A 25915-nucleotide genomic window follows, 5' to 3' on the forward strand; every position below is an offset into this window, starting at 1 on the left:
GACAGGCTGGCACGACGTAGCCTCGAGCCCATGCGTCTGACGACTCCCGCCCTGATCCGGCACGCGATCCTCGGTCTGGCGGCCGCCGTCACGGCGTCCCTCGTGGTGGCCGCGCCCGCCGGTGCGGCGACTCCGCCGGCCCCCGGCGGCTTCACGGGGCACGGCTTCGACACGTGCGTCGCCCCCGACCAGGCCACGATGGACACCTGGAACCTGACCTCGCCGTTCACGGCCGTCGGCATCTACGTCTCCGGCTCGTCGCGCTACTGCGGCGACGACAAGCAGCCCAACCTGTCGCCGCAGTGGGTCGCGCAGAACGCCCGCAACGGCTGGCGCTTCCTGCCGATCCACGTCGGCCGTCAGGCGCCGTGCTTCGCCAACAACCCGAAGAGCGCGGTCCAGAAGCAGCTGATGTCGCGCAGCGCGGCGACGGCCCGCAAGCAGGCGCGCAGCGAGGCCAAGGAGACCGTCGCGGCCCTCAAGCGGTACGGGTTCGGCAAGCACAGCACCTCGTACCTCGACATCGAGTACTACACCCGCACCGCCTCGTGCGACCGGGTCGTGCTCGAGTTCGTCGACGCCTGGACCGAGTACCTGCACGCCAAGGGGTACAAGTCCGGCGTCTACGGGAGCGGCTCGGCCGCGATCTCGGCGATCGACGAGGCCCGGCGGTCGAAGCGTCGTGGCTTCACCGAGCCCGACCAGCTGTGGGTCGCGTGGGGCAACGGCCGGGCCAACACCGACGGCGGGCCGTACCTGGCCGACTCGGGCTGGAAGCGCCAGCGCCTGCACCAGTACCAGCTCGACGTCCGGGCGACGTACGGCGGCACGTCGATCGTGATCGACAGGAACTTCCTCGACGTCGGCAAGGGCTCGCGGGCCGGCAAGCAGTCGAAGCCCTGCGGTGTCACGCAGTCGTTCACGCGCTACTCCACGCTCAAGGTCGGCTCGAAGGGCACGCAGGTCAAGGCCCTCGAGTGCCTGCTGAAGAAGCAGGGCTTCCTGCGCTCGGCCGACACCCGTTACGGCATCGGCACGGCCCGGGCGGTCGAGGCCTTCCAGACGTCGAAGGGCTGGACCGCGACCGGCAACGCGTCGCGCACGACCTGGACGGCGCTGCTGTCGGCCGGCCGCAGCCCGCGCGTGCTGAAGCAGGGCTCGGTCGGACCGTCGGTCTACCGCCTGCAGCGCTCGCTCGTCGCCGCCGGCGCGCGCCTGACCATCTCGGGCGTCTACGACTCGCGCACCGTCGCGGCGGTCAAGGCCTACCGGAAGGCCCGCGGCCTGCCGGGGTACGTCACGGCCGAGGCGTCGGTCTGGGCCGAGCTGCAGCGCGGCCAGCTCGTCTAGACCGGCCACGGCTTCCCCCTCCCCCACCCACGTCACGATGGTCCTCGTCTCGGCGCACCGCGGTGGTGCGGGCGACGTCCACAGCGCGGAGAACACCCTCGAGGCGTTCGAGGCGGCGATCGCCCTGGGGTGCGACTACGTCGAGTTCGACGTGCGGTTCACGGCCGACGGCACGGCGGTCGTCTTCCACGACGCCGCCCTGACCGGCGACGACGGTGCCCGGTGGTCGATCGCGGGGCACCGTCTCGACGAGATGACCGGTGTCGTGCTCGTGACGCTCGACGAGGTGCTCGACCTGATCCGCGGTCGCGTCAAGGCGCACGTCGACCTCAAGGTGCGCGGGCGAGAGGCCGAGCTCGTCCACCGCATCGTCGACGCGCTCGGCGCCGGCTCGGTCGTCGTCACGACCGCCGAGGACGCCTCGGTGCGCCGGCTCGTCGACTGGGCGACCGACCACGCACCCGGGCTGCTGGTGGGGCTCTCGTCGAGCCCGCGCTCCGCCCGCGGACGGTGGCCGCGTCTGCTCGCGAGGGTCGAGTCGGCCTTCCCGCGCACCCGCATCCGCCGGAGCCGCGCCAACGTCGTCGTCGCGCACCGGAGCCTCGCCCGGTGGAGCCTGCGGGCGTACGCGAGGCGCCGCGGCCTGCCGCTGCTGGTCTGGACCGTCGACCGCGCCGACGAGCTCGAGCGCTGGATGAACGACCCCGTGACGTGGATGGTGACCACCAACCACCCCGCCCGGGCCATCGCCGCCCGCCGCTGACCCCATCCCCCACGTCGGGGTGACGTGGGTGGTCCCTCAGACCTCGTCGAGCGGCAGGAGCGGCGAGAGGTCGGAGCGCTCGCCGGACGCCCGCACGGTCGCGTCGGCCCATGCCAGACGTCCACGCCCCAGGGCGATCCAGGTCGGGGGGTCCATCTCGACGACCGCCGGCGGCGTGCCCCGCGTGTGCCGGGACCCCTCGACGACCTGCACGGCGGCGAACGGCGGGATGCGCACCTCGACGCTCGATCCCGGGGCCTTGGCCACCAGCAGGGCGGCCAGGTGCTTCGTCGCGGCCTTCAGGTCGGCCCGCGACGGCTCCCCGGCGTCGAGCCGCTCGCAGATCTGCGCGAACTCCTCGTGGGTCAGGGCGGCGTAGCGCGCCATCGTGCCGGCCATGTCAGACGAGGTGCGCGCCGAGCACCGCCGGCAGCGTCGCCTGCCACGCGGCCCGCAGCTCGGCGACGGGGACGCTGAACCGGTCGACGACCTCGATCGCGTCGCCCCCGGTGCGGCCGACCGACGCCAGCTCGACACCGTGCTTCTCGGCGAGGTCGACGAACGCGTCGTGCCGGTCCTCGGCGACGACGACCATCGCGCGGGCGGACGACTCGCTGAACAGCTCGACGAACGGGTCGTCGAGGTCGACCGTCACGCCGACCCCGTGGCGGAACGCGGCCTCGGCCAGCGCCATCGCCAGGCCACCGTCGGACAGGTCGTGCGCCGACTCGACGACACCGGCCCGCGCGGCCTCGACCATCAGGTCGGCCAGGGCCCGCTCGGCGGCCAGGTCGACGACGGGCGGCTGCCCGCCGAGGTGCCCGTGCACGACGTCGGCCCACGTGGAGCCCGACAGCTCGTCGCGGGTCTCGCCGAGCACCAGCACGTGGCTGCCCTCGCCCGTGAACCCCTGCGTGATGCGCTGGCGGACGTCGTCGATGACGCCGAGGACGCCGACGACGGGCGTCGGCAGGATCGGCGTCTCGCCGGTCTGGTTGTAGAACGACACGTTGCCGCCCGTGACGGGGATGCCGAGAACCGCGCAGGCGTCCTTCAGGCCGTGGGTCGCCTGCTCGAACTGCCACATGACGTCGGGGTTCTCGGGCGAGCCGAAGTTGAGGCAGTCGGTGACCGCCAGCGGCAGGGCCCCCGTGACGGCGACGTTGCGGTACGACTCCGCGAGCGCGAGCTGGGCTCCCGCGTAGGGGTCGAGCTTGGCGAACCTGCCGTTGCAGTCGGTCGAGACCGCCACGCCGAGGTGGGTCTCGGCGTCGATGCGCACGACGCCGGCGTCCTCGGGCTGGGCCAGCACCGTGTTGCCCTGCACGTAGCGGTCGTACTGGTCGGTGACCCACGACTTGTCGGCCATGTTGGGCGAGCTGACGACCCGGACGAGCTGGTCCTCGAGCTCGTCGCCGGTGGTCGGTCGCGGCAGCTGCTCGGCCGCGTCGGCCTGGAGCGCGTCCTGCCACGTGGGACGGGCGTAGGGACGGTCGTACGTCGGACCGTCGTGCGCGACCGAGCGCGGGGGGACGTCGACGACGGTCTCGCCGTGCCAGTCGATGACGAGGTGATCGCCGTCGGTGACCTCGCCGACCACGACGGCCTCGACGTCCCACTTCTCGCAGATCGCCATGAACGCGTCGAGGTGGTGCGGCTCGACGACCGCCATCATGCGCTCCTGCGACTCGCTCATGAGGATCTCCTCGGGCGACAGCGTCGAGTCGCGCAGCGGCACGGTGTCGAGCTCGACGTGCATGCCGCCACTCCCGGCCGACGCCAGCTCGCTCGTGGCGCACGAGAGCCCCGCGCCGCCGAGGTCCTGGATGCCGTTGACGACCTGCGCGCGGAACAGCTCGAGCGTGCACTCGATCAGGAGCTTCTCCATGAACGGGTCGCCGACCTGCACGGCGGGACGCTTGGAGGGGCCGGTCGACTCGAACGTCTCGGACGCCAGCACCGACACGCCGCCGATGCCGTCGCCACCCGTGCGGGCGCCGTACAGGACGACCTTGTTGCCGACGCCCGACGCGAACGCCAGGTGCAGGTCCTCGTGGCGCAGCACGCCGACGCACAGCGCGTTGACGAGCGGGTTGCCGACGTAGGTCTCGTCGAACACGACCTCGCCGCCGATGTTGGGCAGGCCGAGGCAGTTGCCGTAGCCACCGACGCCGGCGACGATGCCGGGCAGGACGCGCGCGGTGTCGGGCGCGTCGAGCGGGCCGAAGCGCAGCGGGTCCATGACGGCGACGGGACGGGCGCCCATCGCGAGGATGTCGCGGACGATGCCGCCGACGCCCGTCGCGGCGCCCTGGTAGGGCTCGACGTACGACGGGTGGTTGTGCGACTCGACCTTGAACGTCACGGCGTAGCCCTGGCCGATGTCGATCACGCCGGCGTTCTCGCCGATGCCCGCGAGGGTGCGGCCGAGCGGCGTCTCCTGCGGCAGGTCGCCGAACTTCTTGAGGTGCACCTTGGACGACTTGTAGGAGCAGTGCTCGCTCCACATGACGGAGTACATCGCCAGCTCGGCGCCGGTGGGGCGCCGACCGAGGATCTCGCGGATCGTGTCGTACTCGTCGGGCTTGAGACCCAGCTCGGCCCAGGGCTGCGCCTGGTCGGGGGTGTCGGTGGCGTGGGCCACCGTGTCGAGGCTCGGCCGGACGGGGCTGGAGGCGTCAGTCACGCCCCCGATCCTATCGGTCGTCCCGCCCCACCCTCGCCGCGCTGCGCGCCGTCACCGCGGGAGCGACGGACGACGTGCGCCCGGCAGGCGTCCCGCGAGCGAGCTGAGCGGCTCGACCGCCCCGCTCAGGTCGCCGACCGCCGCGTTCAGGCCGGGGATCGCGGCTCCCAGCTCCTCGAGCCGGGGCGCCAGGCGGTCGAACGTCGCGCCGAGCGCCACGAGCCGGTCGAGGGTGCCGCCGGGGGCGAGGAGCCGCTCGAGCATCCCGCCGTCGGCCAGCAGCTGCTCGACCAGGCCGCCGTCGGCCAGGACGCGCTCGAGCACCCCTCCGTCGGCCAGCAGCTGGTCGAGCACTCCCCCGTCGGCGAGCACGCGATCCAGCGCGCCCTCCTCGGCGAGGAGGGTGTCGAGCGCTCCCCCGGGCGCGAGGAAGCGGTACAGCGGGCCGTCCTCCGACAGCGCCCGGTCGAGCGGCCCGCCGGCCTCGAGCAGCCGCACGAACGGCCCGTCCTCGTCGGCCATCCGGTCGAGCAGGCCGTCACGGGCCAGCGCCCTGCCGATGGGCCGGTCGTCGGCCGTCAGGTCCGCCAGGGTGTTGGCCAGCCCGATGGGTCCGCGCTCGTCGGCGAGGATGCGTCCGACCTGGTCGAGCAGACCGCCCTCGCTCAGCAGCTGGCCCAGGCGCGCCCCGTAGCCCCCCTCGCGCAGGATCGGACCCGTGGGCGAGGCCAGCTGCCCCAGCCCCAGGGTGGCGCGCGTCGCCGCGACCGAGACGCGCACGGGGAGCAGGACGAGTCCGCGGAGATCCATGACGGCATCGTAGGACCTTGACATCGGCGGTGTCAGTGTCTGCGCGTCACCTACCGCCCGACGCACCGTTCCGACTATCGTTGAGCCAGCCAGGGGGCTACCGAAGGAGAGCCGAGCCGTGCCGGAGGACGCCGAGACCGAGGTCGCGCACCGTCCGTGGCCGCCCGCGTTCCCGCAGGCGTTCGTCGCCGCGACCCGTGCCCGGCTGGACGACCGTGGCGTCCTGGTGGTCGCGGGCACCGACGGCGGGACGCGCGACCTGCTGGCCGCCGAGGTCGCGGGGCTCGTCGACCGTCCGTCGCTGCACCGTCACGTCTCCCGCCAGGGCGATGCGCACCGTGCCCTGTTCGTCCTCGAGCAGCTGTGGCGCGACGAGCTGCCGCGGGGCGCAGACCTCGACACCGTCGAGACCCGCATCCGCGAGCAGCTCGCGGGTCACGCCGGCCCGCCCTGCATCGTGCTGTCCGACGCCGAGCTGTCCGACGCCGAGAGCGTCGACGTGCTGGTGCGGCTCGCCGCGGCCGGCGACCTGCGCCTCGTGGCGACCGTCGGCGCGACGTCGTCGGCCGTCGCCGACCGCCTGCGATCGGCCGGCGACCTGGTCGAGATCGCACCGCTCGACGCGGCGGACGTCGCCGCGCGCCTCGAGTCGCGGTTCGGCGTGCTGCCCGACCCCGCGGTCGTCGCGTTCGTCCTCGACCGCGCGGGTGGCTCGTACGAGCTCGTCCGGCACGTCGTCGACACGTCGGTCGACGCGGGGCTGATCGACGTGCGCGACGGGATCCTGATGCCGACCGACGCGTCGGTCGACGCCGCCGCGGATCGGGCCTCGGCCGACCCGACCCTCGTCGACCTGCTCGACGTCACGTCGCTGGTGGGCCTGCTCGACGTCGACGAGTGCCGCGACGTCTTCGACGAGTGCGCGCTCGAGCTGGCCGTCCGACGTGGCATCCTCGCGGTGCACGACGGCGCGGTCGGCTTCGTGTTCGCGGTCGAGGCGACCTCGGTGCGGCGCACCCTGACCCAGGAGCGCCAGCGCGCGCTGCACGACCGGTACGCCGCGGCGCTCGTGCGCAGCACCGCACGCCCAGGCGTCGCGCCCAAGGTCGCCGACTGGTGGACGGCGTCCGGGCGCCTGCTGCCCGTCGACCTCGCCGCCCGGGCGACGCGCGAGGCCAACCTGCAGGCGCGGTTCCGCCGGGCGCTGGTGCACTCCGACCCCGCCGCCAACGACCAGGGTGCCGTCGTCGCCCAGGTCGAGCGGGTCTACGCCCAGGTGCAGCTCGGCCGGCGCCGTGACGTCGGCGAGATGTTCGACGGCATCGATCCCGCGGCCCTCGACGAGGACGGCCTCTACGTCTACCTGCACGCCGTCCACCTGGTCGACGACGACGACGAGCGCGAGCGCCTCGTGCGCCGCGCCGTCATGGTCGACGACCCGACCGCCCGGCGGCGGCGCGAGGCCGTCCGGGTGCTGGCCGAGCTGTCGCACCAGACGTTCTCCGGCAGCGGTGACCGGGTCGCCACCCGCCTGCGCGCCCTGACGTTCTCGGGCCAGCTGTCGCCCGGCAACCGGGCCCTGACGTTCATGGCGCTGTCGGCCGCGCTGCGCGGCTCGGCGCGGCCCACCCAGGCCGTCGAGGCCGCCGAGTTCGCCCGCGAGACCCTGCGCGCCGAGGAGGCGACGCTGCACGCGTTCCACCTCGACCCGGCGGGCGAGGTGCTGATCTCGGCCCGGGTGTCGGCACTCGACCTCGACGGCGCCCAGCAGGCCGTCGACGCGTACGCGTCCGGGCCCTACGGGACGGGCGGCGGGCGCCTGGCGCTGTCGATGCAGGCGTTCGTCAACCGCCAGCGGGGCGCGGTCCACGACGCGCTCGCCGACGCGCACCGGTTCCTCAACGACCTCGGACCGCACGATCCCCACGAGCTGCGGGGGTGGGTCGAGGCCATGGCGGCCGACTGCCTCGTGCACCTCGACCGGCCCGACGAGGCCGTCGCCGCCCTCGAGTCCGCGGCGCGGCACCCGTCGCGCATGCCCGAGACCGACCTCGCGCGTCGCACCACGATGGCGGCGACGCGCGACGCCCTCGCCGAGCCCGAGGAGGCTCTCGAGATCCTCGACGACGTCATCGACGAGGCGGTCGCGCGGGGGCTGCTGAACGCCCGCATCGAGGCGGCCGCCGCCGGGGTCCTGGTCGGCGGGCCCCCTCAGCTGGACCGTCTGCTCGACGCCGTCGACGACCTGGTCGACCCCACCGGCACCCCCGCGGCCTGGCAGCGGTTCGCCCGCGGCGTGCAGGCCTACGACATCCCGGCCATCGTCGAGCTGGCGATCGAGCTCGAGGCGGGGCACGCGCGGCTCATAGCGTCCGGCATCGCCCAGTTCGTGCTCGACATGGCGCGCCGTGCGACCGACCTGGACGACGCGACCCGCGCGCACCTGGCGACCCTCGCCGACCTGTCGGACCCGCGCCGCGGCTGACCCGGCGGCGGACGACGACCGCGAGGCTCAGAAGGCGCCGGCGATCGTGCCGACCAGCGAGAACAGGGCCACGACGATCGAGACCGGCACGAGCCACAGCGTCGCGACCGAGATCGTGATCGTCGTGCCGATCTTCGGCGGCCCGAAGTAGCGGGCCCGGGGCAGGTCACCGATCTCGTCGATCCAGCGCCCCGTCATCTGGGTGCCGCTCCAGATGCCGCGCAGACGCCCCATGACGCGCCAGCCGCCCGAGGCGCCGGCGACCTGCGTCAGCATGCCGCGGGCCTCCTCGACCTTGCCGGTCATCGAGAGCATGACGGCCAGCTCGGTCGCGAGACGGTCGGGGTCGTCGACGGCCCTCAGGATGCGGTGGCGGCGTCCCCAGAACAGCCCGTTCACGACGGCCAGCACGACGCCCGCGACGAGCACGACCATGCCGACCCCACCGCCGGCCAGCAGGCCCAGCACCAGGGTCGCGACGATGAACGGCACCGACAGCGCCCCCATGATCGCGGTCGGGATGCGCAGCACGCGTACCGCCAGCACGATGACCTGGGTCGCGCGCGCGGCGACCTCCGTCGCGCGGCCGTCGGCGCGTGACGCGAAGTCGTTGACGGCGGCATTGGCCTGGGCGCCGAGCGCACCCGATCTGCGGAATCTCACGGAGCCAGCCTATCGACGTCCGCACGCCCCGGTGCCCGTACGCTCGGCGCGTGGCCATCGTCCTGTCGCTCGTCTCGGCCCTCGCGTACGGGGTCTCCGACTTCCTCGGCGGCATCTTCTCGAAGCGGGCGCCGGCCTGGCAGATCGCGGTCGTCGGCCAGACGTCGTCGGGCGTCGTCAGCCTCGTCGCCGCGCTCGTCGTGGGCGGCTCGCCGACGGGGCACGACCTGGCGTTCGGGGCGCTCGCCGGGCTGGGCGCGGGCTTCGGCGTGGCCTTCCTGTACCGCGGGCTGTCGACCGCCCGGATGGGCGTCGTGGCGCCCATCTCCGCGATCGGGACGGCCCTGATCCCCGTCGTGGTGGGCGTCGCGACGGGCGACCGCCCCTCGACGACCGTCGTGATCGGCATCGTGCTGGCGTTCCCGGCGATCGCCCTGATCTCGCGGGTCGTCGACGACGACCCCGCGCACCGCGGCGGCGTCCTCGACGGGGTGCTGGCGGGGCTCGGCTTCGGGCTGCTGTTCGTGAGCCTCGGTCAGGTCGGCGACGACGCCGGGCTGATGCCGCTGGCGCTGTCGCAGGTGGCCTCGGTCGTCAGCGTCGTCGTGACGGCGACGGTGCTGCGGCACGCCTGGGTGCCCCGCACCCGGGCGGCGTGGTCGGCCGTCGTGATGGGCCCGCTGGGCGCGGTGGCGCAGGGTGCGTTCCTGTACGCCTCGCACCACGGCCTGCTGTCGGTCGTCTCGGTGATCTCGTCGCTCTACCCGGCCAGCACCGTCGTGCTCGCCGCGGTCGTGCTGCGCGAGAAGATCCTGCGCTGGCAGGCCGTCGGCCTGCTCGCGGCGGCCCTGGCAGTAGCCCTCGTAGCCGCGGGCTGACTTATTTCAGGAACTTGCTGGTCGTGCGGTCCTTGAGCGGCTTGCCGCCGGTCTGGCACGTCGGGCAGTACTGCAGGGCCGACTGCGCGTACGTCACCTCGAGCACCGTGTCGCCGCAGACCGGGCACGTCTCGCCCGCGCGGCCGTGCACCCGCATGCGGGTGCGCTTGTCGTCCTTGAGCTCGTCGGCTGGCTTGCCACGGGCCTCCTCGACCGCCTCGCGGAGCACCTCCTGCAGCGCGGTCCCGAGGCGGCCGACCTCGTCGTCGTCGAGGTTCTCGGCGATCGCGAACGGCGACAGCCTCGCAGCGTGCAGGATCTCGTCGCTGTAGGCGTTGCCGACCCCCGCGATGATCTTCTGGTCGCGCAGCAGGCGCTTGACCTGCATCCGGCGGGCCAGCAGCGGGCGCAGCTCGAAACCGTCCGCGAGGGGGTCAGGGCCGAGGGCCGCGATGCCGGCGACGTCGGTCGGCGAGGTGACGATGTACATCGCCAGGCCCTTGCGCGTGCCGGCCTCCGTGACGTCGAAGCCGATCGTCGGCCCGTCGCCGCGGTCGAGGCGGACCCGGGCGGCGATGTTGCTGGCGCCGAGCTTCAGGCGGGTGTCGGGCAGCTGGTCGGACCAGCGCAGCCAACCCGCCTTGGCCAGGTGCACGACGACGTGGATGCCGCTGACGTCGATGTCGATGAACTTGCCGTGCCGGGTCACGCCGGAGACCTCGAGGCCGCTCAGGGCCGAGGCGGGCGGGTCGAACGTCTTCAGGACGGCGAACGACGCGAGCTCGACCGACGCCACGACGGCGCCGGACATCCGCTCGTCGAGCAGCTCGACCAGCGCGTTGACCTCGGGGAGCTCGGGCATGCCTCCATCATCTCGCGTCGGCGGTCGATGTCGAGTCGTCGTACTGCCGGAAGAAGACCTCCATCGCGGGCCACGTCGTGCGGCGGGCCGCGCGGCCGGTCAGCACGCCGAGGTGTCCCCCGGGTGCCCGGACGAGCCGTCCGTCGGGCGAGCCCGTGACCAGGTCGAGCAGGTGGTGCACCGCCGCCTCCGGGGCGAGGGTGTCGCCGGTGCCCGCCACGACCAGGACGGGGACGTCGATCTTGGCCAGCTCGACGGGGCGTCCCGCGAGCTCCATCGTGCCGGTCGCGAACTCGTTGGTGCGCATCACGACGTGGTACAGCTGCCCGAACGTGCGGCCCGGGTAGGCGTACATCGACGCCATGAAGCGGTCGACGCCCTCGAGCTGCGCGAGGAAGTCGCGGTCGTCGGCGTGCACCACCATCGCGAGCGGCTTCGTGAGGTACTTGTCGAGGCTCGAGATCTGGAAGCCCAGGCGGGTCAGCGGCGCCGGGACGCCGCCCATGGCCCGGTACGCGGGGCCGACCAGGGGGCCGGCCACGCGGTCGATCGGACGCGCGACGGCGAGCAGCGGCACGCGCCGCAGGTCGAACGGGCTGGCGACGGCGGTCGCGGACGCCAACGGCAGCTCGGGGTGGGCGGCCGCGGTGAACATCGTGAAGATGCCGCCGAGGCTCCACCCGGCCAGGTGCACCGCGTCGGCGCCGGAGTGTGCGGCGACGATGTCGACGGCGGCCGGCACCACGGTGTCGACCCAGTGCTCGATGCCGAGCCCGCGGTGGGCGAAGTTGACCGGGCCGTAGTCGGCCAGGTAGACCGGGCGTCCCTGGTGCACGAAGTACTCGACGAGGCTGCACCCGCGGCGCAGGTCGAACGCCAGCGCGGGCGCGGCCAGCGGCGGCACGAGCAGCACCGGGCGGCCACGCGGCTCGATGCCGCGCACCGCGCTGTAGCGGTAGAGCGTGAACGACGCGCGGTGCTCGACGATGTCGCGCGGCATGCCGCGCAGGTCGGCGATGGGCTTGCGCCGCAGCTTGTCGGTCAGGTTGGTGCGGGCTGCCCCGAGCCGGTCGGGGATCGTGATCGTCGGGAGTGCCACCCGGTGATTCTGGCAGAAGGGCGGCCCCGGCGTCCGTCAGTGGCGAGCCGCGGCGGTGCGGTGGTCGTCCAGCCAGCGCATCACGGGGGTCGCCGTGACACCGTGCAGCACGACCGAGACCGCGATGACGAAGGCGACCGTCGACCACAGTGTGTCGGCGCCCTCGAACTCCTCGTGGCCCGTCGCATAGGCCAGGTAGTACAGCGAGCCGATGCCGCGGATGCCGAAGAAGGCGGTCGCCAGGCGCTCGCGCGGTCCGAGGCCCTCGCCGTCGACCCCCTGCTTCGGACGCGAGCCGATGCGCAGGGCGAGCCAGGCCGTGACGGGCCGCACCACGAGCAGCAGGACGACGCCGACCGCGGCGCCGCGCCAGCTCAGCGCGTCGAGCAGCCCGTTGGAGAGCGCGACGCCGAGCAGCAGCAGGACGACCAGCGTCAGCAGCCGCTCGAGGCGCTCGATGACCTGGTGCATCAGGGCGTGGTAGTCGGCGCTGCGCTCCATCGACCGCAACGTCATGGCGCACGCGAAGACCGCGAGGAAGCCGTACCCGTGCGCGACCTGCGCGACGCCGTACGACAGCAGCACGGCGGCGATCGCGAGCAGCGGCTCGCCGGTCTCGGCGGTGCGGATCGACGGACGCTTCGAGCGGAACGCGGCCTTCGCGAGCCCCCACCCCGTCAGCATGCCGATGACCACGCCGACCAGGGTCTTGCCCACGACGTCCCAGGCCGCCCACTCGACGCCCCAGTCGGCGAGCGATCCGGCACCGACGACGAAGATCGCGAGGTGGACGAACGGGAACGCCAGACCGTCGTTCATGCCCGCCTCGGACGTCAGCGCGAACCGCACCTCGTCCCGCTCGTCGATCTCGGCCTCGTCGAGGCCGTCCTCGGCGGAGTCGTCGGTCGTGGGCCCCGCCACCTGGACGTCGGAGGCGAGGACGGGGTCGGTCGGGGCCAGCGCGGCACCCAGCAGGATCGCCGAGGCCGGGGCCAGGCCCATGACCCACCAACCGAGCCAGGCCGTCGCCGCGATCGACAGCGGCATCGCGACGGCCAGCAGCCGCCACGTCGTCCCCCAGCGACGCCACGAGCCCCAGGCCCGGATGTTCAACGGACGGTCGAGGGCCAGCCCGACGCCCATCAGCGAGATGATGACGGTGAACTCGGTCAGGTGCTCGATCAGCGCGCGGTCGTCGCCGGGCGTCAGGCGCACCGCGTCGGGCAGGGGCAGCAGGCCCATCAGGACGCCGAGGCCCAGGAGCACGACGGGCGCGGAGAGCGCGACGGTCCGCAGGGCGGTCGGCAGGATCACGGCCAGGAGCAGGGCGACCCCGGCGAGCAGGTAGACGGCGTCGGCGTCGATCAGGTGGTCCACCAGTACTCCTTACCCGGTGGTTGAACTCTCAACCCGAGATCGTGAGCCAGATCAGCGAGACGTTCAGGGCGATCACGACGGCGGCGACGACGCAGGCCGCGGCGGTCGTGGCGCGGGCGTTGACGTGCTCGCCCATGACGTCGCGCCGCGCCGTCAGCACCATGAGCGGCACGAGCGCGAACGGGATGCCGATCGACAGCACGACCTGCGACACCACGAGCGCCCGGCTGGGCTCGGCGCCGAGCCCCAGCACCACCAGCGCGGGGACGAGCGTCACGACCCGGCGCAGCAGCACCGGCAGGCGGACGCCGAGCAGCCCCTGCATGACCTCGGCGCCCGCGGCGCTGCCGACCGACGTCGACGCCAGCCCCGAGCCCAGCAGCGCGACGGCGAACAGCAGGGCGACCCCCGCGCCCAGCTCGGACGTGACGACCGCGTGGACGCCCTCGAGTGTGTCGGTCCCGGGCAGCCCCTCCAGGCTCGTCGCCGCCACGACGAGCAGCGACAGGTTCAGGACGCCCGCCAGCACGAGCGCCAGGACGACGTCGGTGCGCGTCGCCGAGAGCAGCTCGCGCACGCTGCGCCCCTCGCCACGGGAGCCGAGCCGCGACGTCGTGAGGCTCGAGTGCAGGTAGATGACGTGCGGCATGACCGTGGCGCCGATGATGCCCGAGGCGAGCAGCACGCTCTCGGACCCCTCGAACGTCGGGATCAGGCCCTCGGCCAGCGGCGACACCGCCGGCGGGTCGATGAAGAGCCCCGCCATGAAGCCGACCGCGATCAGCGCCAGGAAGCCCATGATGACGCGCTCGAGCGCACCGGGTCCCCGCACGTCCCCGATCCGCAGGATCAGCATCGCGACACCGGCCGTGACGACCGCACCGGCGACCAGCGGCAGGTCGAACAGCAGGTTCAGCGCGATCGCACCGCCCACGACCTCGGCCAGGTCCGTCGCGACCGCGATCGACTCGGCCTGCAGCCAGAAGGCGATGCGCGGGCCCCGCGGCAGCCGCTCGCCGACGTGCGTCGCGAGCGAGCGTCCCGTCACGAGGCCGAGCTTGGCCGACAGGTACTGCACCAGCACCGCCATGACGTTGGCCGTCACGACGACCCACACGAGGGTGTAGCCGAACGTCGAGCCGGCCGTCACGTTGGTCGCGACATTGCCGGGGTCGACGTAGGCCACCGCCGCGACGAAGGCCGGCCCGAGCAGGCCGATCCGCGGCAGTCGGTCCCGTACGAGCATGCAGACAGCATCCACCACCCCGGGCCGCACCAGGGGTCGGGTCCGCTCCCCCGGCGTCGCGTCCGCCACGACGAACGGCACCACCCCCGGGCGTACCGGGAATGGTGCCGTCGTGCTGACGATGCCCCGAGGGGCCGGAGCCTACGAGGAGGAGTAGACGGTGCGCGATCCGCCGCTGCCGCCGTTGCCGCTTCCGCTGCCGCCGCCGCTGCGACGACGTCCGCCGCCACCGCCACGGTTGCCGCCGCCACCCTGCGGGCGTCCGCCACCGTTGCCGCGGAACCCGCCCTGCGGGCGACCTCCGCCGCGGTTGCCGCCACCGCCGCCGCTGCCGCTGCCGCGAGCACCCTGGCGCACGGCCGAGGCGTGGGGCGCCTCGGTGCCGGCACCCGAGAGCGCGTCGACCGTCATGGGCGACGGCGCGGTGCGCGCGTCGTGGTGGCGGGCGGTCACGCCGGCCTTGTTCTGCAGCTGGATGACGTCGCGCAGCGCCTCGGGCGTCGTCATCGTGACGACGGCTCCGGACTCGCCGGCGCGGGCCGTGCGGCCCGACCGGTGCTGGTACGCCTTGTGCTCGGCGGGCGCGTCGTAGTGCACGACCAGGCCGATGCCGTCGACGTGGATGCCGCGCGCCGCGACGTCCGTCGCGACGATGACGCTGGCGCGACCGCTGCTGAAGGCCTCGAGGTTGCGCTCACGGTGACGCTGCGAGAGGTCACCGTGCATGTCGACGGCCTCGATGCCGTTCTGCGTCAGCTGCTTGGCCAGACGCATCGCACCGCGACGCGTCCGCGTGAAGACGATGCTGCGGGGGTTGGCGCGCAGCAGGTCGAACGCGGCCTTCGACTTCTCGGTCGCGGCGCTGACGAGCACGTGGTGCTCCATCGTCTCGACCGAGCTCTCGCCCGAGTCGACCTCGTGCAGCACGTGCTGCGGCAGGTGGCGCTTGACGAGCTTGTTGACGTCGCCGTCGAGCGTCGCCGACAGCAGCAGGCGCTGGCTGCGCTCGGGCGTCTTGGTGAGGATCGCGTCGATCGGCTTGTAGAAGCCGAGGTCGCACAGGTGGTCGGCCTCGTCGAGGACCGTGATCTCGATGTCGTCGAGCGTCATGCAGCGACGGTCGAGCAGGTCGGTCAGGCGACCCGGGGTCGCGATGACGATGTCGACGCCGTTCTTCAGCGTGTTGATCTGCTTGTTGATCGGCACGCCGCCGTAGATCGTCGTCAGGCGCAGGCCCATCTTCTGGGCGAGCGGCTCCATCGCGGTGCGGACCTGGGTGGCCAGCTCGCGGGTGGGCAGCAGGATCAGGCCACGGGGGGCCTTGGAGCGGCTCGTGCGACCCGCGAGGCGCGCCAGCACGGGCAGGCCGAAGGCCAGCGTCTTGCCGGAGCCGGTGCGGGCGCGGCCCAGCACGTTCTTGCCGGCGAGGGCGTCGGGGATGACGGCCATCTGCACGGGGCTGGGGGTGACGATCTCCTGACGCGCAAGCGTCGTGACGATCGACTGGGGAAGGGACAGGGTGGAGAAAGTGGGCAGCACAGGGCTGCCAGCAGGCTGGTTCAAGAAACTCTCAGACGTCTTTGGGGGGCGATGCCCGCACACCGTTCACGCGGATTCGCGCTACTTCGTCGGGCCGGAACAGCGCAGGAATTGCGCGTTCACGTGTTCACATACTAGCAGTGAGGCCACCGCGGCGACGATTCGTCGCGCTGTGACCCGGGACTCAGGCCAACAGGTCGGCGTACTCGGGGTGCTTGACGACGAAGTTCGCGACGTACGGGCACTCGGCGACGATCTTGAGCCCGCGGGCCCGGATGTCGTCGAGCGCGCCCGTCACGAGAGCGCTCGCCAGACCCTTGCCCTCGAACTCGTCGAACACCTTCGTGTGCGGCATCGTGACGATCTCGCCGTCCTCGACGGCCTGCGTGATGCCGGCGAGCGTGCCGTCGACGAAGATCTCGTAGCGCTGCTGGTCGGCGTTCAGGGAGACGGTGTTGGTCATGCCTGGTGCAACGCTCAGACCAGCGCGGCGATTCCCACGACGCCGGTCGCCAGGCCCAGCGTCAGCGAGACCGCCACCAGCACGACGTGCACCGTCAGGAACGTCGTGGCCCGGCCGGCCTCGTCGCGGGCACGGGGGTCCTTCAGCACGCGGCGCAGGAACGGGGGCCACACGACGAAGCTCCACACCCCGGCGACGATCAGCAGGACGGAGACGGCGACGGGAAGATCCATGCCGCCATTCTGACGGACGCCCGCGTCGGTCCCTGAGCCACCCGTCAGGAATCCGATGCGTGGCTCAGGCACCGCTCCGGGCGGGTCAGACGGAGGTGAGGGCCTTGACGGCCGAGGTGAAGAAGCCGAGCCCGTCGGTGCCGGGGCCCGTGAGGTCCTCGACGGCGTGCTCGGGGTGCGGCATCAGGCCGACGACGTTGCCGCGCTCGTTCGTGATGCCCGCGATGTCGCGCAGCGAGCCGTTGGGGTTGACGTCGACGTAGCGGACGACGACCTGGCCCTCGCCCTCGATGCGATCGAGGGTCGCCGCGTCGGCGACGAAGCCGCCCTCGCCGTTCTTGAGCGGGACGGTGATCTGCTGGCCGACCGAGTAGTCGGACGTCCACGAGGTCGACGCGTTCTCGACCTGCAGGACCTGGTCGCGGCAGATGAACGTGCGGTGGTCGTTGCGGATCAGCGCACCCGGCAGCAGGTGCGACTCGCACAGGATCTGGAAGCCGTTGCAGATGCCCAGGACGGGCATGCCGCCGTTCGCGGCCGCGACGACCTCGGTCATGACGGGCGCGAAGCGGGCGATGGCGCCGCAGCGCAGGTAGTCGCCGTACGAGAAGCCGCCCGGCAGGATGACGGCGTCGACGCCCTTGAGGTCGTGGTCGCCGTGCCACAGCGCGACGGGCTCACCACCGGCGAGGCGGACGGCGCGCTGCGCGTCGGTGTCGTCGAGCGACCCCGGAAACGTGACGACGCCGATCTTCACGCGATGACCTCAGCGCCCTCGACGCGCACCTCGTAGTCCTCGATGACGGGGTTCGACAGCAGCGTCTCGGCCAGCTGGTGCACCTCGGCGAGCGTCGCCTCGTCGGCGACGTCGACCTGGAGCTCGAACCGCTTGCCCTGACGGACGTCGGTGACGGCGTCGAAGCCCAGACGCGGCAGGGCGCCGTGGACGGCCTTGCCCTGGGGGTCGAGGATCTCCGGCTTGGGCATGACATCGACGATGACGCGGGGCATGCCCGAATCCTACTGGACCCCGATGCCGCCCCATCACCCCCGAACGCTGACGAGGGGGTTACCGCCCCTCGACGAGGGGGTTGTCGCCCCGATCGGCGTCGTTCGCGCCACTCGTCGAGGGGCCGCAACCCCCTCCTCAGCAGCTCTCGTGGCCTTCGGCCTACGAGAGCTCGCGCTTCAGGATCTTGCCGGTGGACGTCATGGGCAGCTCGTCGAGGAACTGGACGGCCCGCGGGTACTTGTAGGCCGCGAACTGCTCCTTGCCCCAGGCCACGAGATCGGCCTCGGTGACGTCGTCGTGGTCCTTGTTCTTGACCACGACGGCCTTGATCTCCTCGCCGTGCTGCTCGTTCGGCACGCCGATGACCGCGACGAGCGAGACCGCCGGGTGGCTCATCATGACCTCCTCGATCTCGCGCGGGTACACGTTGTAGCCGCCGCGGATGATCATGTCCTTGGAGCGGTCGACGATGAAGTAGAAGCCGTCGTCGTCCTTCTTGGCCAGGTCGCCCGAGCGGAACCAGCCGTCGCGGATCGCCTCGGCCGTCGCCTCGGGGCGGTCGTAGTAGCCCTTCATGACGTTGTGCCCCTTGATCGCGATCTCGCCGACCGCGTCGGGACCGGGCTCGACGTCCGACCAGTCGTCGTTGATGAGCTTCATCTCGACACCCGGGATCGGCTTGCCGATCGAGCCGACCCGCGGCTCCTCGCCGTACACCGAGAATGAGGCGACCGGCGACGTCTCGGACAGTCCGTAGCCCTCGAGGATCGTGACGCCGAAGCGCTCCTTGAAGTTCTTGTGGATCTCGCCGGGCAGCGCCGAGCCGCCGGCCGCCGCGACCCTCAGCTTCGCCGCGATCGCCGAGACGTCGATCGAGTCGTCGAGGGCGCCCAGCAGGCCCCAGTACATCGTCGGGACTCCCGCGAAGTACGTCACCTCGTTGCTGATCATGAGGTCGAGTGCGGCCTTGGCCTCGAAGCGCGGCAGCATCACGATCGTGCCGCCGAACGCGAAGGCACCGTTCTGGATGCAGGTCTGGCCGAACGAGTGGAACAGCGGCAGCACGCACAGGTACGTGTCGGGGTTGCTCTCGTCGGCGCCGAACAGGTCGGTGCCGGCCAGCGCGTTGTCGCGCATGTTGCGGTGGCGCAGCTCGGCGCCCTTGGGCTGTCCCGTGGTGCCGGACGTGTAGAGGATGACGGCGGTGTCGTCGTCGTCGCGCTCGACGGTCTCGAACGTCGTGGGCTGCTGGGCGACCAGCGGCGCGTAGTACTCGGGCGGCGAGATCGGCTCGGGCCACTTGGCGTCCATGCGGATCAGGAAGAACTCCGTGCACGTGTCGGTGGCCTCGAAGCCCTCCCACGCGTTCTCGCCGATCGGCAGGTCGGGGGTGCCCTCGAACGCGAAGTAGGCCTTGGCGTCGGAGTCGGCCAGGTGGTACGCCACCTCGCGCGGACGGAGCAGGACGTTGAGGGGCACGACGGTGCCGCCGGCCTTGAGGATGCCGTAGTAGACGATCGTGAAGTACGGCAGGTTCGGGCACGACAGGGCGACCTTGTCGCCCGGCTCGATGCCGCGCTCGACCAGCAGGTTGGCCACCTGGTTCGCGGCGGCGTCGACCTGCGCGTAGGTCAGGCGCGTGTCGCCGAAGACGATCGCGGTGCGGTCGGCGTACTTCTCGACCGAGTTCTCCAGCAGGGCGGCAAGATTGGCCACTTCGACTCCTCAGGTGTGACGACGGTCTCTGCAGCCTACCTACCGGCGAGTACGTCAGCCCGGCGGTCGGTCAGAACGTCTCACCGGACAGCGTCTCGAAGGCCTGCACGTACCGGTCGCGGGTGCGCTCGACGATCTCGGCGGGCAGCGTCGGGGGCGCGGCGTCGCCCGCACGGTCCCACCCGCTCTCGGGCGACAGCAGCCAGTTGCGGACGATCTGCTTGTCGAACGAGGCCTGCGCGCGTCCCGGCTGCCAGTCGTCGGCGGGCCAGAAGCGGGACGAGTCGGGGGTCAGCACCTCGTCGCCCAGCACGATCGTGCCGTCGGCGCGCGTGCCGAACTCGAGCTTGGTGTCGGCCAGGATGATGCCGCGCTCGCGCGCGACCTGCTCGGCACGGGCGTAGACCTGCAGCGTCAGGTCGCGCAGGGCCGTCGCCGACTCCGCCCCGATCGTGTCGACGACCTGCTCGAACGAGACGTTCTCGTCGTGCTCGCCGAGGTCGGCCTTCGTGGCGGGCGTGAAGATCGGCTCGGGGAGGCGGTCGCCGTCGACCAGCCCGGCGGGCAGCGGCACGCCGCAGACCTCTCCGGTCGCCTGGTAGTCGAGCAGGCCGGAGCCGGTCAGGTACCCGCGCACGACGCACTCGACCGGGAACATGTCGAGCTTCTCGACGACCAGCGCACGTCCGCGCACGGCGTCGGGGACGTCGGTCGAGACGACGTGGTTCGGGACGAGGTCGGCCAGCTGGTCGAACCACCACAGCGACATGCGGGTCAGGATCTCGCCCTTGTCGGGGATGCCGGGCTCGAGCGCGTGGTCGAAGGCCGAGATGCGGTCGGACGCGACCATCAGCAGACGGCCGTCGGCGACCTCGTAGAGGTCGCGGACCTTGCCCGAGTGCAGGTGGGTGGCTCCAGGGATGTCGAGTGGCACGCCGACAGCCTAGAGCAGGACGATCCCGATGACGGCGCCCGCGACGACCAGCACCCCGCCCGTCGCGAGCAGGATCCGCACGAGCCGGACGGCCTCCTGCTCGGTGACGTCGAGCCGTGCCCGGCGGGGGTCGGCCGGGTCGAGCAGCACCGACACCTCGTCGCCCACCGCGAACGGCGTGGCGAGCGGCCCCGGCACCCTCAGGCGGCGCCCGTCGGGGATGCGGTACTCGATGCGCGGCGGGACCTTGACGCCGTCGCCGACGTCGATCACGGTGCCCGGAACCCGCCGCCAGTCGGTCGGCACCCGGCCCAGCGACCGCCGTCGCCGCAGCCCCCACCAGACGAGCCAGCCGCCCACGAGCAGCAGGCCGAACGGGAACAGGGAGACCGACACGTCACGAGCGTAGGCGCGCCCGGGCGTGGCCGCAGCACGGCGGGCGACCGGGCGGGACGGGACTAGAGGATCGAGCCCGGCGTGTAGGCGGCGGCCTCGGGGCGCTCGGCGACGAGCTGCTCGACGCGGGCCACGACGGAGCGCACCTGGCTGACCGCGGCCCCCGTGAACTCGATCGGCGAGGCCACGAGGCTCGCGAGGTCGGCCTCCGACAGCCCGAGCCGCTCGTCGGCGGCGAGCCGCGCGAACAGGTCGTTCTCGGCGGCCCCCTGCTCGCGCATCTCGAGCGCGACGGCGACGGCGTGCTGCTTGACGGCGTCGTACGCCGACTCGCGGCCGCGGCCCTGCCGGACGGCGGCCATCAGCACCTTGGTCGTCGACAGGAACGGCAGGTAGCGGTCGAGCTCGCGCTGGATGACGGCCGGGAACGTGCCGAACTCGTCGAGGACCGTCAGGAAGGTCTCGAACAGGCCGTCGGCGGCGTAGAACGCGTCGGGCAGCGCGACGCGACGCACGACCGAGCACGACACGTCGCCCTCGTTCCACTGGTCGCCGGCCAGCTCGCCGACCATCGACACGTAGCCGCGCAGGATCACGGCCAGGCCGTTGACGCGCTCGCACGAGCGGGTGTTCATCTTGTGCGGCATCGCGCTCGAGCCGACCTGGCCGGCCTTGAAGCCCTCGGTGACGATCTCGTTGCCGGCCATCAGGCGGATCGTCGTGGCGAGGTTCGACGGCGCGGCCGACAGCTGTGCCAGCGCCGTCACGACGTCGTAGTCGAGCGAGCGCGGGTAGACCTGGCCGACGCTCGTCAGCACCGTGTCGAAGCCGAGGTGGCGCGCGACGCGCTGCTCGAGGTCGACGAGCCTGGCCTCGTCGCCGCCGAGCAGGTCGAGCTGGTCCTGCGCCGTGCCGACGGGGCCCTTGATGCCGCGCAGCGGGTAGCGCGCGAGCAGGTCGTCGAGCCGCGAGACGGCGTAGAGCAGCTCGTCGGCCACCGTCGCGAAGCGCTTGCCGAGCGTGGTCGCCTGCGCCGCGACGTTGTGGCTGCGGCCCGCCATGACGAGCTCGGCGTGCTCGGTCGCGAGGCGGCCGAGCCGCGCGAGCGTCGCGACGGCGCGGTCGCGCATGACCTCGAGGGAGGCCTTGATCTGCAGCTGCTCGACGTTCTCGGTCAGGTCGCGTGACGTCATGCCCTTGTGGATGTGCTCGGTGCCCGCCAGCGCCGCGAACTCCTCGATGCGCGCCTTCACGTCATGGCGCGTGACCTTCTCGCGCTCGGCGATCGAGGCGAGGTCGACCTGGTCGACGACGGCCTCGTACGCCTCGATGACGCCGTCGGGCGTCTCGACGCCGAGGTCCTTCTGCGCCCGCAGGACCGCGATCCACAGGCGGCGCTCGAGCACGATCTTGTGCTCGGGCGACCAGATGCGGGCGATCTCGGGCGAGGCGTAGCGACTGGCGAGGACGTTGGGTGTGGTCACGGCACCATTGTCCCTGCGGCCGCAGTGGGTTCGTCGCTCACCCTCCGGCGACGCGGCTATCGTCTCGACCACGACCACCGACGAAAGGGCGTCCCGTGCTGCTGACCTCCCTCGACGGCCCCGACGACCTCGAGGCCGCCGTGACCGTCGGCGACGCGTCGCTCTCGCGGGCCGACCTGCTGGCCGCCGCGACCCGCTTCGGCGCCTCGCTGCCCGACGACGGCCCGGTCGCGGTCGACGCGACGGCGTCCCTCGACACCGTGGTGGCCGTCGTCGGGTGCCTGCTGGCCGGCGTCCCGGTGGTTCCGGTGCCGCCCGACTCCGGTCCGGCCGAGCTGGCGCACGTGCTGCGCGACTCGGCCGCCACGACCTGGGTCGGCGAGGCCAGGCCGTCCGTCGACCTGCCGCGGCTCGACGTGTGGGACGGGACCGCCCGACGGACGCTCCCGACCTCACCACCCGAGGGCGCCGCGATGATCGTCTACACCTCCGGCACGACGGGATCGCCCAAGGGCGTCGAGATGGGCCACGGCGCGCTCGCCGCGGGGCTCGACGCGCTCGCCGACGCGTGGGCGTGGACGCCCGACGACGTCGTGGTGCACGGTCTGCCCCTGTTCCACACGCACGGGCTGATCCTCGGGGTGCTGGGCAGCCTGCGCGTCGGCTCGCGGGTCGTGCACACCGTGACACCCCGGCCCGAGCGCTACGCCGCTGCGAAGGGGTCGATGTACTTCGCGGTGCCGACGGTGTGGTCGCGCGTCGTCAAGGACGAGGCGTCGGCTCGCGCCCTCGCCGGCGCCCGCCTGCTCGTCTCGGGCAGCGCACCCCTGCCCGTCTCGGTGTTCGACGGTCTCGCCGCGCTCACGGGGCACGCGCCGATCGAGCGCTACGGCATGACCGAGACCATGATCACCCTCAGCACCCGCGTCGACGGCGAGCGACGTCCCGGCTGGGTCGGCACGCCGGTGCTGGGCGCCGAGACCCGCGTCCTGGCCGAGCACACGGGCGAGCAGGTCGCCCCCGACGGCGAGAGCATCGGCCGGCTCGAGGTGCGCGGTCCGATGCTCTTCGACGGCTACCTGGGACGGCCGGAGGCGACCGCCGAGACGTGGACCGACGACGGCTGGTTCGTCACCGGCGACCTCGCGACGCGCGACGCGCACGGCTTCCACCGCCTGGTCGGGCGCGCGTCGACCGACCTGGTGAAGTCGGGCGGTTACCGCATCGGCACCGGCGAGATCGAGGCGGCGCTTCTCGACCACCCCGCGGTCGAGGAGGTCGCCGTCGTGGGCCTGCCGGACGACGACCTCGGGCAGCGCGTCGCGGCCTTCGTCGTCACCGACGGACCGGCCCGCGACGGTCTGGCCGACGAGCTGGTCGAGCTCGTCGCCTCGCAGCTGTCGTGGCACAAGCGGCCCCGGCAGGTCGTCTTCGTCGACAGCCTGCCCCGCAATGCCATGGGCAAGGTGCAGAAGACCCAGCTCGGCTAGGCCCGCGCGGCGTCCTCCGCCGCGGTGCGGGCGATGTCGGTGCGGTGGCGCCCGCCGCGGATCGCGATGCGGTCGACCCCGGCGTACGCGCGCTCGCGGGCCTCGGCGAGGTCGGCGCCGACCGCCGTCACCGACAGCACGCGTCCGCCCGCCGTCACGAGCCGTCCGTCGACGACCGCGGTCCCGGCGTGGATGACGTCGACCCCGTCGAGCGCGTTCGCGGCGTCGACCCCGGTGATCTCGTCTCCCGTGACGGGCGACTCGGGGTAGCCCTCCGACGCGACGACGACCGTCACGGACGACGCCCGGTCCCACTGCGGCAGGCCGACCTCGCCCAGGGTGCCCGTCGCGGCGCCGTGCAGCAGCGCCGACAGCGGCGTGCGCAGCATCGACAGGATCGACTGCGTCTCGGGGTCGCCGAAGCGGGCGTTGAACTCGATGACCCGCACGCCCCGGCTCGTCAGCGCCAGCCCCGCGTAGAGCAGTCCCTGGAAGGGCGTGCCACGGCGGGCCATCTCCTCGACCGTCGGCACCAGCACGCGGCGGGACACCTCGGCCACGAGGTCGTCCGGCGCCCACGGCAGCGGCGTGTAGGCGCCCATGCCGCCGGTGTTGGGTCCGTCGTCGCCGTCGAGGGCGCGCTTGAAGTCCTGGGCGGGCTGCAGCGGCAGCACGGTCTCGCCGTCGGTGATCGCGAACAGCGACACCTCGGGACCGTCGAGGAACTCCTCGATCACGACGCGGTCACAGCCCGCCGCGTGGTCGATCGCGGCCTGGCGGTCGTCGGTCACGACGACGCCCTTGCCGGCTGCCAGCGCATCGTCCTTGACGACGTAGGGCGGGCCGAAGGCGTCGAGAGCGTCGACGACCTGCTGGGGCGTCTCGCACACGTGGGCCAGCGCGGTGGGCACCTCGGCGGCGGCCATGACCTGCTTGGCGAACGCCTTCGACCCCTCGATCTGCGCGGCCTCCCTGGACGGGCCGAAGCACGCGATGCCGGCGGCCCGGACGGCGTCGGCGACGCCCGCGACGAGCGGCCCCTCGGGCCCGACCACGACGAGGTCGACCTGCAACGAGGTCGCGAGGGCCGCGACGGCGTCCCCGTCGAGGGGGTCGACGGGGTGCAGCGTGGCCACGTCGGCGATGCCGGGGTTGCCGGGCGCGGCGTGCACCTCGGTGACCTGCGGGTCGCGGGACAGGGCGAGGGCCAGGGCGTGCTCGCGGCCGCCGGTGCCGATGACGAGGGTCTTCACGGGACGCCACTCTAGTGGGACGGGCGGGGCCCCCGGACGCGACGAGGGGCCCCGACCTCGTGGTCGGGGCCCCTCAGCGGGTGGTGGGTGCTACTTCTTGACCGTCACCGCGCGCGAGATGCTGACGGGCTTGATCGTGTCGGTGCCGACGACCGTGACCTTCAGCGTCGACTTGCCCTTGGGCAGCTTGCCGAGGCTCAGCTTGATCTTGCCGATGCTGTTGACGGTGCCGGAGGCGACCTTCTTGCCCTTGGCGTAGCCGTCGACCTTGAGGCCGCGCGGGGCCTGCTTGCCGTCGACCGTGACCTGCACGTAGACGTTGACCGTGTTCTTGGTCGTGATCTTGCCCGACTTGGGCGAGAACTTGTAGAACTTCGCGGCCGAGACCTGCTGGACGACGGGCTCCTTGAACGTGTACGTCGTGCCGTCCCACGTGATGTCGGTGACGGTGGCGGGCTTGTCGGACTGGACGCCGAAGCCGATGACCTTGTAGTCCGGTCCGAGCGCGGCGATGATGTCACGCAGCGGGGTCGGCTGGTTGGCGGGGATGCTGCCGATCGCCTTGCTGGACGCCCACTCGTCGGTCAGCTTGATGCGGCTGCCGTCGTCGTCGAGGCTGCGGATCGTGGCGAACTGGTTGCCCGCGATCGCGGTGCTGCGCAGCGGCACCTGCAGGTTGGCCGTGCCGACGGTCGTCGTGAAGTCGGCGGCGGTGATCTTCGACGCCAGGTCGAAGTTGCGGTTCGCCGCGTTCGGCGCGATCGTCGCGTCGTTGTCGGCGTACCCCTTGATGACCTGCGAGGGGCCGTTCGAGAGCTCCAGACCCTTCACGGTGACCTTGGCTCCGGTCGGGTTGTTGTCGTATCCCTGGTGCCAGGCGGTGTAGACGGCCGCGGTGGGCTTGACCTCGGCGTTGGTGACGTTGACGGTCGTGGCGGCCTGCGCGGCGGGCGCGAGGACGAGGGCCGAGGCGACGAGCGCGCCGATGCCGGCGACGGCGCCGGAGCGGCGGGTGGCGGTACGGGTCATGGGAGTTCCTTGCTGTAGGTGCGACGGACGGCTTCGTCCGCTGTCGGCCAGTGACCTGGCTCTCCCATGTGACCACACATCCGAGACATTGTGACTCGAATGGACGGTCTGTCTCCAAAAAGTTGGACACTCGTCCCGATGCGTGAC

24 protein-coding genes are annotated in these 25915 nt (G+C 72.5%); 5 read left to right on the forward strand and 19 right to left on the reverse strand.

The genetic code is table 11. The features are described 5' to 3' along the window. The first annotated feature begins 30 nt into the window (after positions 1 to 30). Both IFT73_RS08605 and IFT73_RS08610 read left to right on the forward strand, forming a co-directional pair. Positions 31 to 1350 carry a glycoside hydrolase domain-containing protein gene (locus IFT73_RS08605; RefSeq protein ID WP_192167274.1) on the forward strand — a complete coding sequence of 440 codons (1320 nt, stop codon included), beginning with the start codon at positions 31 to 33 and terminating at the stop codon, positions 1348 to 1350. A 37-nt stretch (positions 1351 to 1387) separates the two neighbouring features. Next, a complete protein-coding gene (locus IFT73_RS08610; RefSeq protein WP_192167275.1) occupies positions 1388 to 2113 on the forward strand; it encodes a glycerophosphodiester phosphodiesterase in 726 nt (241 codons plus the stop codon). A gap of 36 nt (positions 2114 to 2149) precedes the next feature. Here IFT73_RS08610 and IFT73_RS08615 read toward each other — a convergent pair whose 3' ends face one another. From IFT73_RS08615 to IFT73_RS08625, 3 genes are read right to left on the reverse strand one after another with little or no spacing between them, the layout of a single operon-like run. Next, a complete protein-coding gene (locus tag IFT73_RS08615) occupies positions 2150 to 2512 on the reverse strand; it encodes a sterol carrier family protein (protein ID WP_244633152.1) in 363 nt (120 codons plus the stop codon). Position 2513: 1 nt separating this feature from the next. Next, the gene (purL, locus tag IFT73_RS08620) at positions 2514 to 4799 is read right to left on the reverse strand and encodes a phosphoribosylformylglycinamidine synthase subunit PurL (RefSeq protein WP_192167276.1); all 2286 of its coding nucleotides are present in this window, start codon (positions 4797 to 4799) and stop codon (positions 2514 to 2516) included. Positions 4800 to 4850: 51 nt separating this feature from the next. Next, complete coding sequence (locus IFT73_RS08625; protein ID WP_192167277.1) at positions 4851 to 5609, reverse strand: ABC transporter; 759 nt, start codon at positions 5607 to 5609, stop codon at positions 4851 to 4853. A gap of 118 nt (positions 5610 to 5727) precedes the next feature. On the opposite strand from IFT73_RS08625, the gene IFT73_RS08630 reads away from it, so the two are divergent. Then, positions 5728 to 8094, forward strand: a complete 2367-nt coding sequence (locus IFT73_RS08630) for a hypothetical protein (RefSeq protein ID WP_192167278.1) — start codon at positions 5728 to 5730, stop codon at positions 8092 to 8094. A gap of 27 nt (positions 8095 to 8121) precedes the next feature. Here the strand turns inward: IFT73_RS08630 and IFT73_RS08635 are convergent, their stop codons facing one another. Beyond that, positions 8122 to 8757, reverse strand: a complete 636-nt coding sequence (locus IFT73_RS08635; protein ID WP_192167279.1) for a hypothetical protein — start codon at positions 8755 to 8757, stop codon at positions 8122 to 8124. Positions 8758 to 8807: 50 nt separating this feature from the next. Between IFT73_RS08635 and IFT73_RS08640 the strand changes: the two genes are divergently transcribed. Next, on the forward strand, positions 8808 to 9635 hold the full coding sequence (locus tag IFT73_RS08640; RefSeq protein WP_192167280.1) for an EamA family transporter: 828 nt from the start codon (positions 8808 to 8810) through the stop codon (positions 9633 to 9635). A 1-nt stretch (position 9636) separates the two neighbouring features. Here IFT73_RS08640 and IFT73_RS08645 read toward each other — a convergent pair whose 3' ends face one another. The 13 genes from IFT73_RS08645 to purB form a co-directional block, all read right to left on the reverse strand. After that, positions 9637 to 10497, reverse strand: a complete 861-nt coding sequence (locus IFT73_RS08645) for an Fpg/Nei family DNA glycosylase (protein ID WP_192167281.1) — start codon at positions 10495 to 10497, stop codon at positions 9637 to 9639. Between the two features lie 7 nt (positions 10498 to 10504). Then, positions 10505 to 11596, reverse strand: a complete 1092-nt coding sequence (locus tag IFT73_RS08650; RefSeq protein ID WP_371811207.1) for an alpha/beta hydrolase — start codon at positions 11594 to 11596, stop codon at positions 10505 to 10507. Between the two features lie 36 nt (positions 11597 to 11632). Further along, a complete protein-coding gene (locus IFT73_RS08655; protein ID WP_371811208.1) occupies positions 11633 to 12973 on the reverse strand; it encodes a cation:proton antiporter in 1341 nt (446 codons plus the stop codon). Between the two features lie 28 nt (positions 12974 to 13001). After that, the gene (locus IFT73_RS08660; protein WP_192167282.1) at positions 13002 to 14219 is read right to left on the reverse strand and encodes an Nramp family divalent metal transporter; all 1218 of its coding nucleotides are present in this window, start codon (positions 14217 to 14219) and stop codon (positions 13002 to 13004) included. Between the two features lie 141 nt (positions 14220 to 14360). Further along, positions 14361 to 15758 (reverse strand): DEAD/DEAH box helicase, encoded by a 1398-nt coding sequence (locus tag IFT73_RS08665; protein WP_197983857.1) that lies wholly within the window; start codon positions 15756 to 15758, stop codon positions 14361 to 14363. A 184-nt stretch (positions 15759 to 15942) separates the two neighbouring features. Further along, entirely contained in the window at positions 15943 to 16221 is a 279-nt protein-coding gene (locus tag IFT73_RS08670) for a GNAT family N-acetyltransferase (RefSeq protein WP_056603216.1), read from the reverse strand. 14 nt (positions 16222 to 16235) lie between these two features. Beyond that, entirely contained in the window at positions 16236 to 16454 is a 219-nt protein-coding gene (locus tag IFT73_RS08675; RefSeq protein ID WP_192167283.1) for an SCO4848 family membrane protein, read from the reverse strand. Between the two features lie 85 nt (positions 16455 to 16539). After that, the gene (gene purQ, locus IFT73_RS08680) at positions 16540 to 17211 is read right to left on the reverse strand and encodes a phosphoribosylformylglycinamidine synthase subunit PurQ (protein ID WP_192167284.1); all 672 of its coding nucleotides are present in this window, start codon (positions 17209 to 17211) and stop codon (positions 16540 to 16542) included. After that, entirely contained in the window at positions 17208 to 17465 is a 258-nt protein-coding gene (gene purS / locus IFT73_RS08685; protein WP_056603225.1) for a phosphoribosylformylglycinamidine synthase subunit PurS, read from the reverse strand. The genes purQ and purS overlap by 4 nt, the downstream gene beginning before the upstream one ends. 160 nt (positions 17466 to 17625) lie before the next feature. Then, the gene (locus tag IFT73_RS08690) at positions 17626 to 19182 is read right to left on the reverse strand and encodes an AMP-binding protein (RefSeq protein ID WP_192167285.1); all 1557 of its coding nucleotides are present in this window, start codon (positions 19180 to 19182) and stop codon (positions 17626 to 17628) included. A 70-nt stretch (positions 19183 to 19252) separates the two neighbouring features. After that, positions 19253 to 20116, reverse strand: coding sequence for a phosphoribosylaminoimidazolesuccinocarboxamide synthase (locus IFT73_RS08695; protein ID WP_192167286.1), 864 nt, complete (start codon positions 20114 to 20116; stop codon positions 19253 to 19255). 9 nt (positions 20117 to 20125) lie between these two features. Continuing rightward, positions 20126 to 20512 carry a DUF3592 domain-containing protein gene (locus tag IFT73_RS08700; protein WP_192167287.1) on the reverse strand — a complete coding sequence of 129 codons (387 nt, stop codon included), beginning with the start codon at positions 20510 to 20512 and terminating at the stop codon, positions 20126 to 20128. Between the two features lie 62 nt (positions 20513 to 20574). After that, on the reverse strand, positions 20575 to 21996 hold the full coding sequence (gene purB / locus IFT73_RS08705; RefSeq protein ID WP_192167288.1) for an adenylosuccinate lyase: 1422 nt from the start codon (positions 21994 to 21996) through the stop codon (positions 20575 to 20577). 95 nt (positions 21997 to 22091) lie between these two features. Between purB and IFT73_RS08710 the strand changes: the two genes are divergently transcribed. Beyond that, positions 22092 to 23486 carry an acyl-CoA synthetase gene (locus IFT73_RS08710; RefSeq protein WP_192167289.1) on the forward strand — a complete coding sequence of 465 codons (1395 nt, stop codon included), beginning with the start codon at positions 22092 to 22094 and terminating at the stop codon, positions 23484 to 23486. On the opposite strand, the gene purD is transcribed toward IFT73_RS08710, so the two are convergent. Then, positions 23483 to 24739, reverse strand: a complete 1257-nt coding sequence (purD, locus tag IFT73_RS08715; protein ID WP_192167290.1) for a phosphoribosylamine--glycine ligase — start codon at positions 24737 to 24739, stop codon at positions 23483 to 23485. The two genes, IFT73_RS08710 and purD, sit on opposite strands and share 4 nt — an antisense overlap. A gap of 90 nt (positions 24740 to 24829) precedes the next feature. Beyond that, the gene (locus tag IFT73_RS08720; protein WP_192167291.1) at positions 24830 to 25768 is read right to left on the reverse strand and encodes a hypothetical protein; all 939 of its coding nucleotides are present in this window, start codon (positions 25766 to 25768) and stop codon (positions 24830 to 24832) included. Positions 25769 to 25915: the final 147 nt, after the last annotated feature.

Origin of the sequence: Aeromicrobium sp. CFBP 8757 (assembly GCF_014841755.1) — a bacterium.
Lineage (GTDB): Bacteria > Actinomycetota > Actinomycetes > Propionibacteriales > Nocardioidaceae > Aeromicrobium.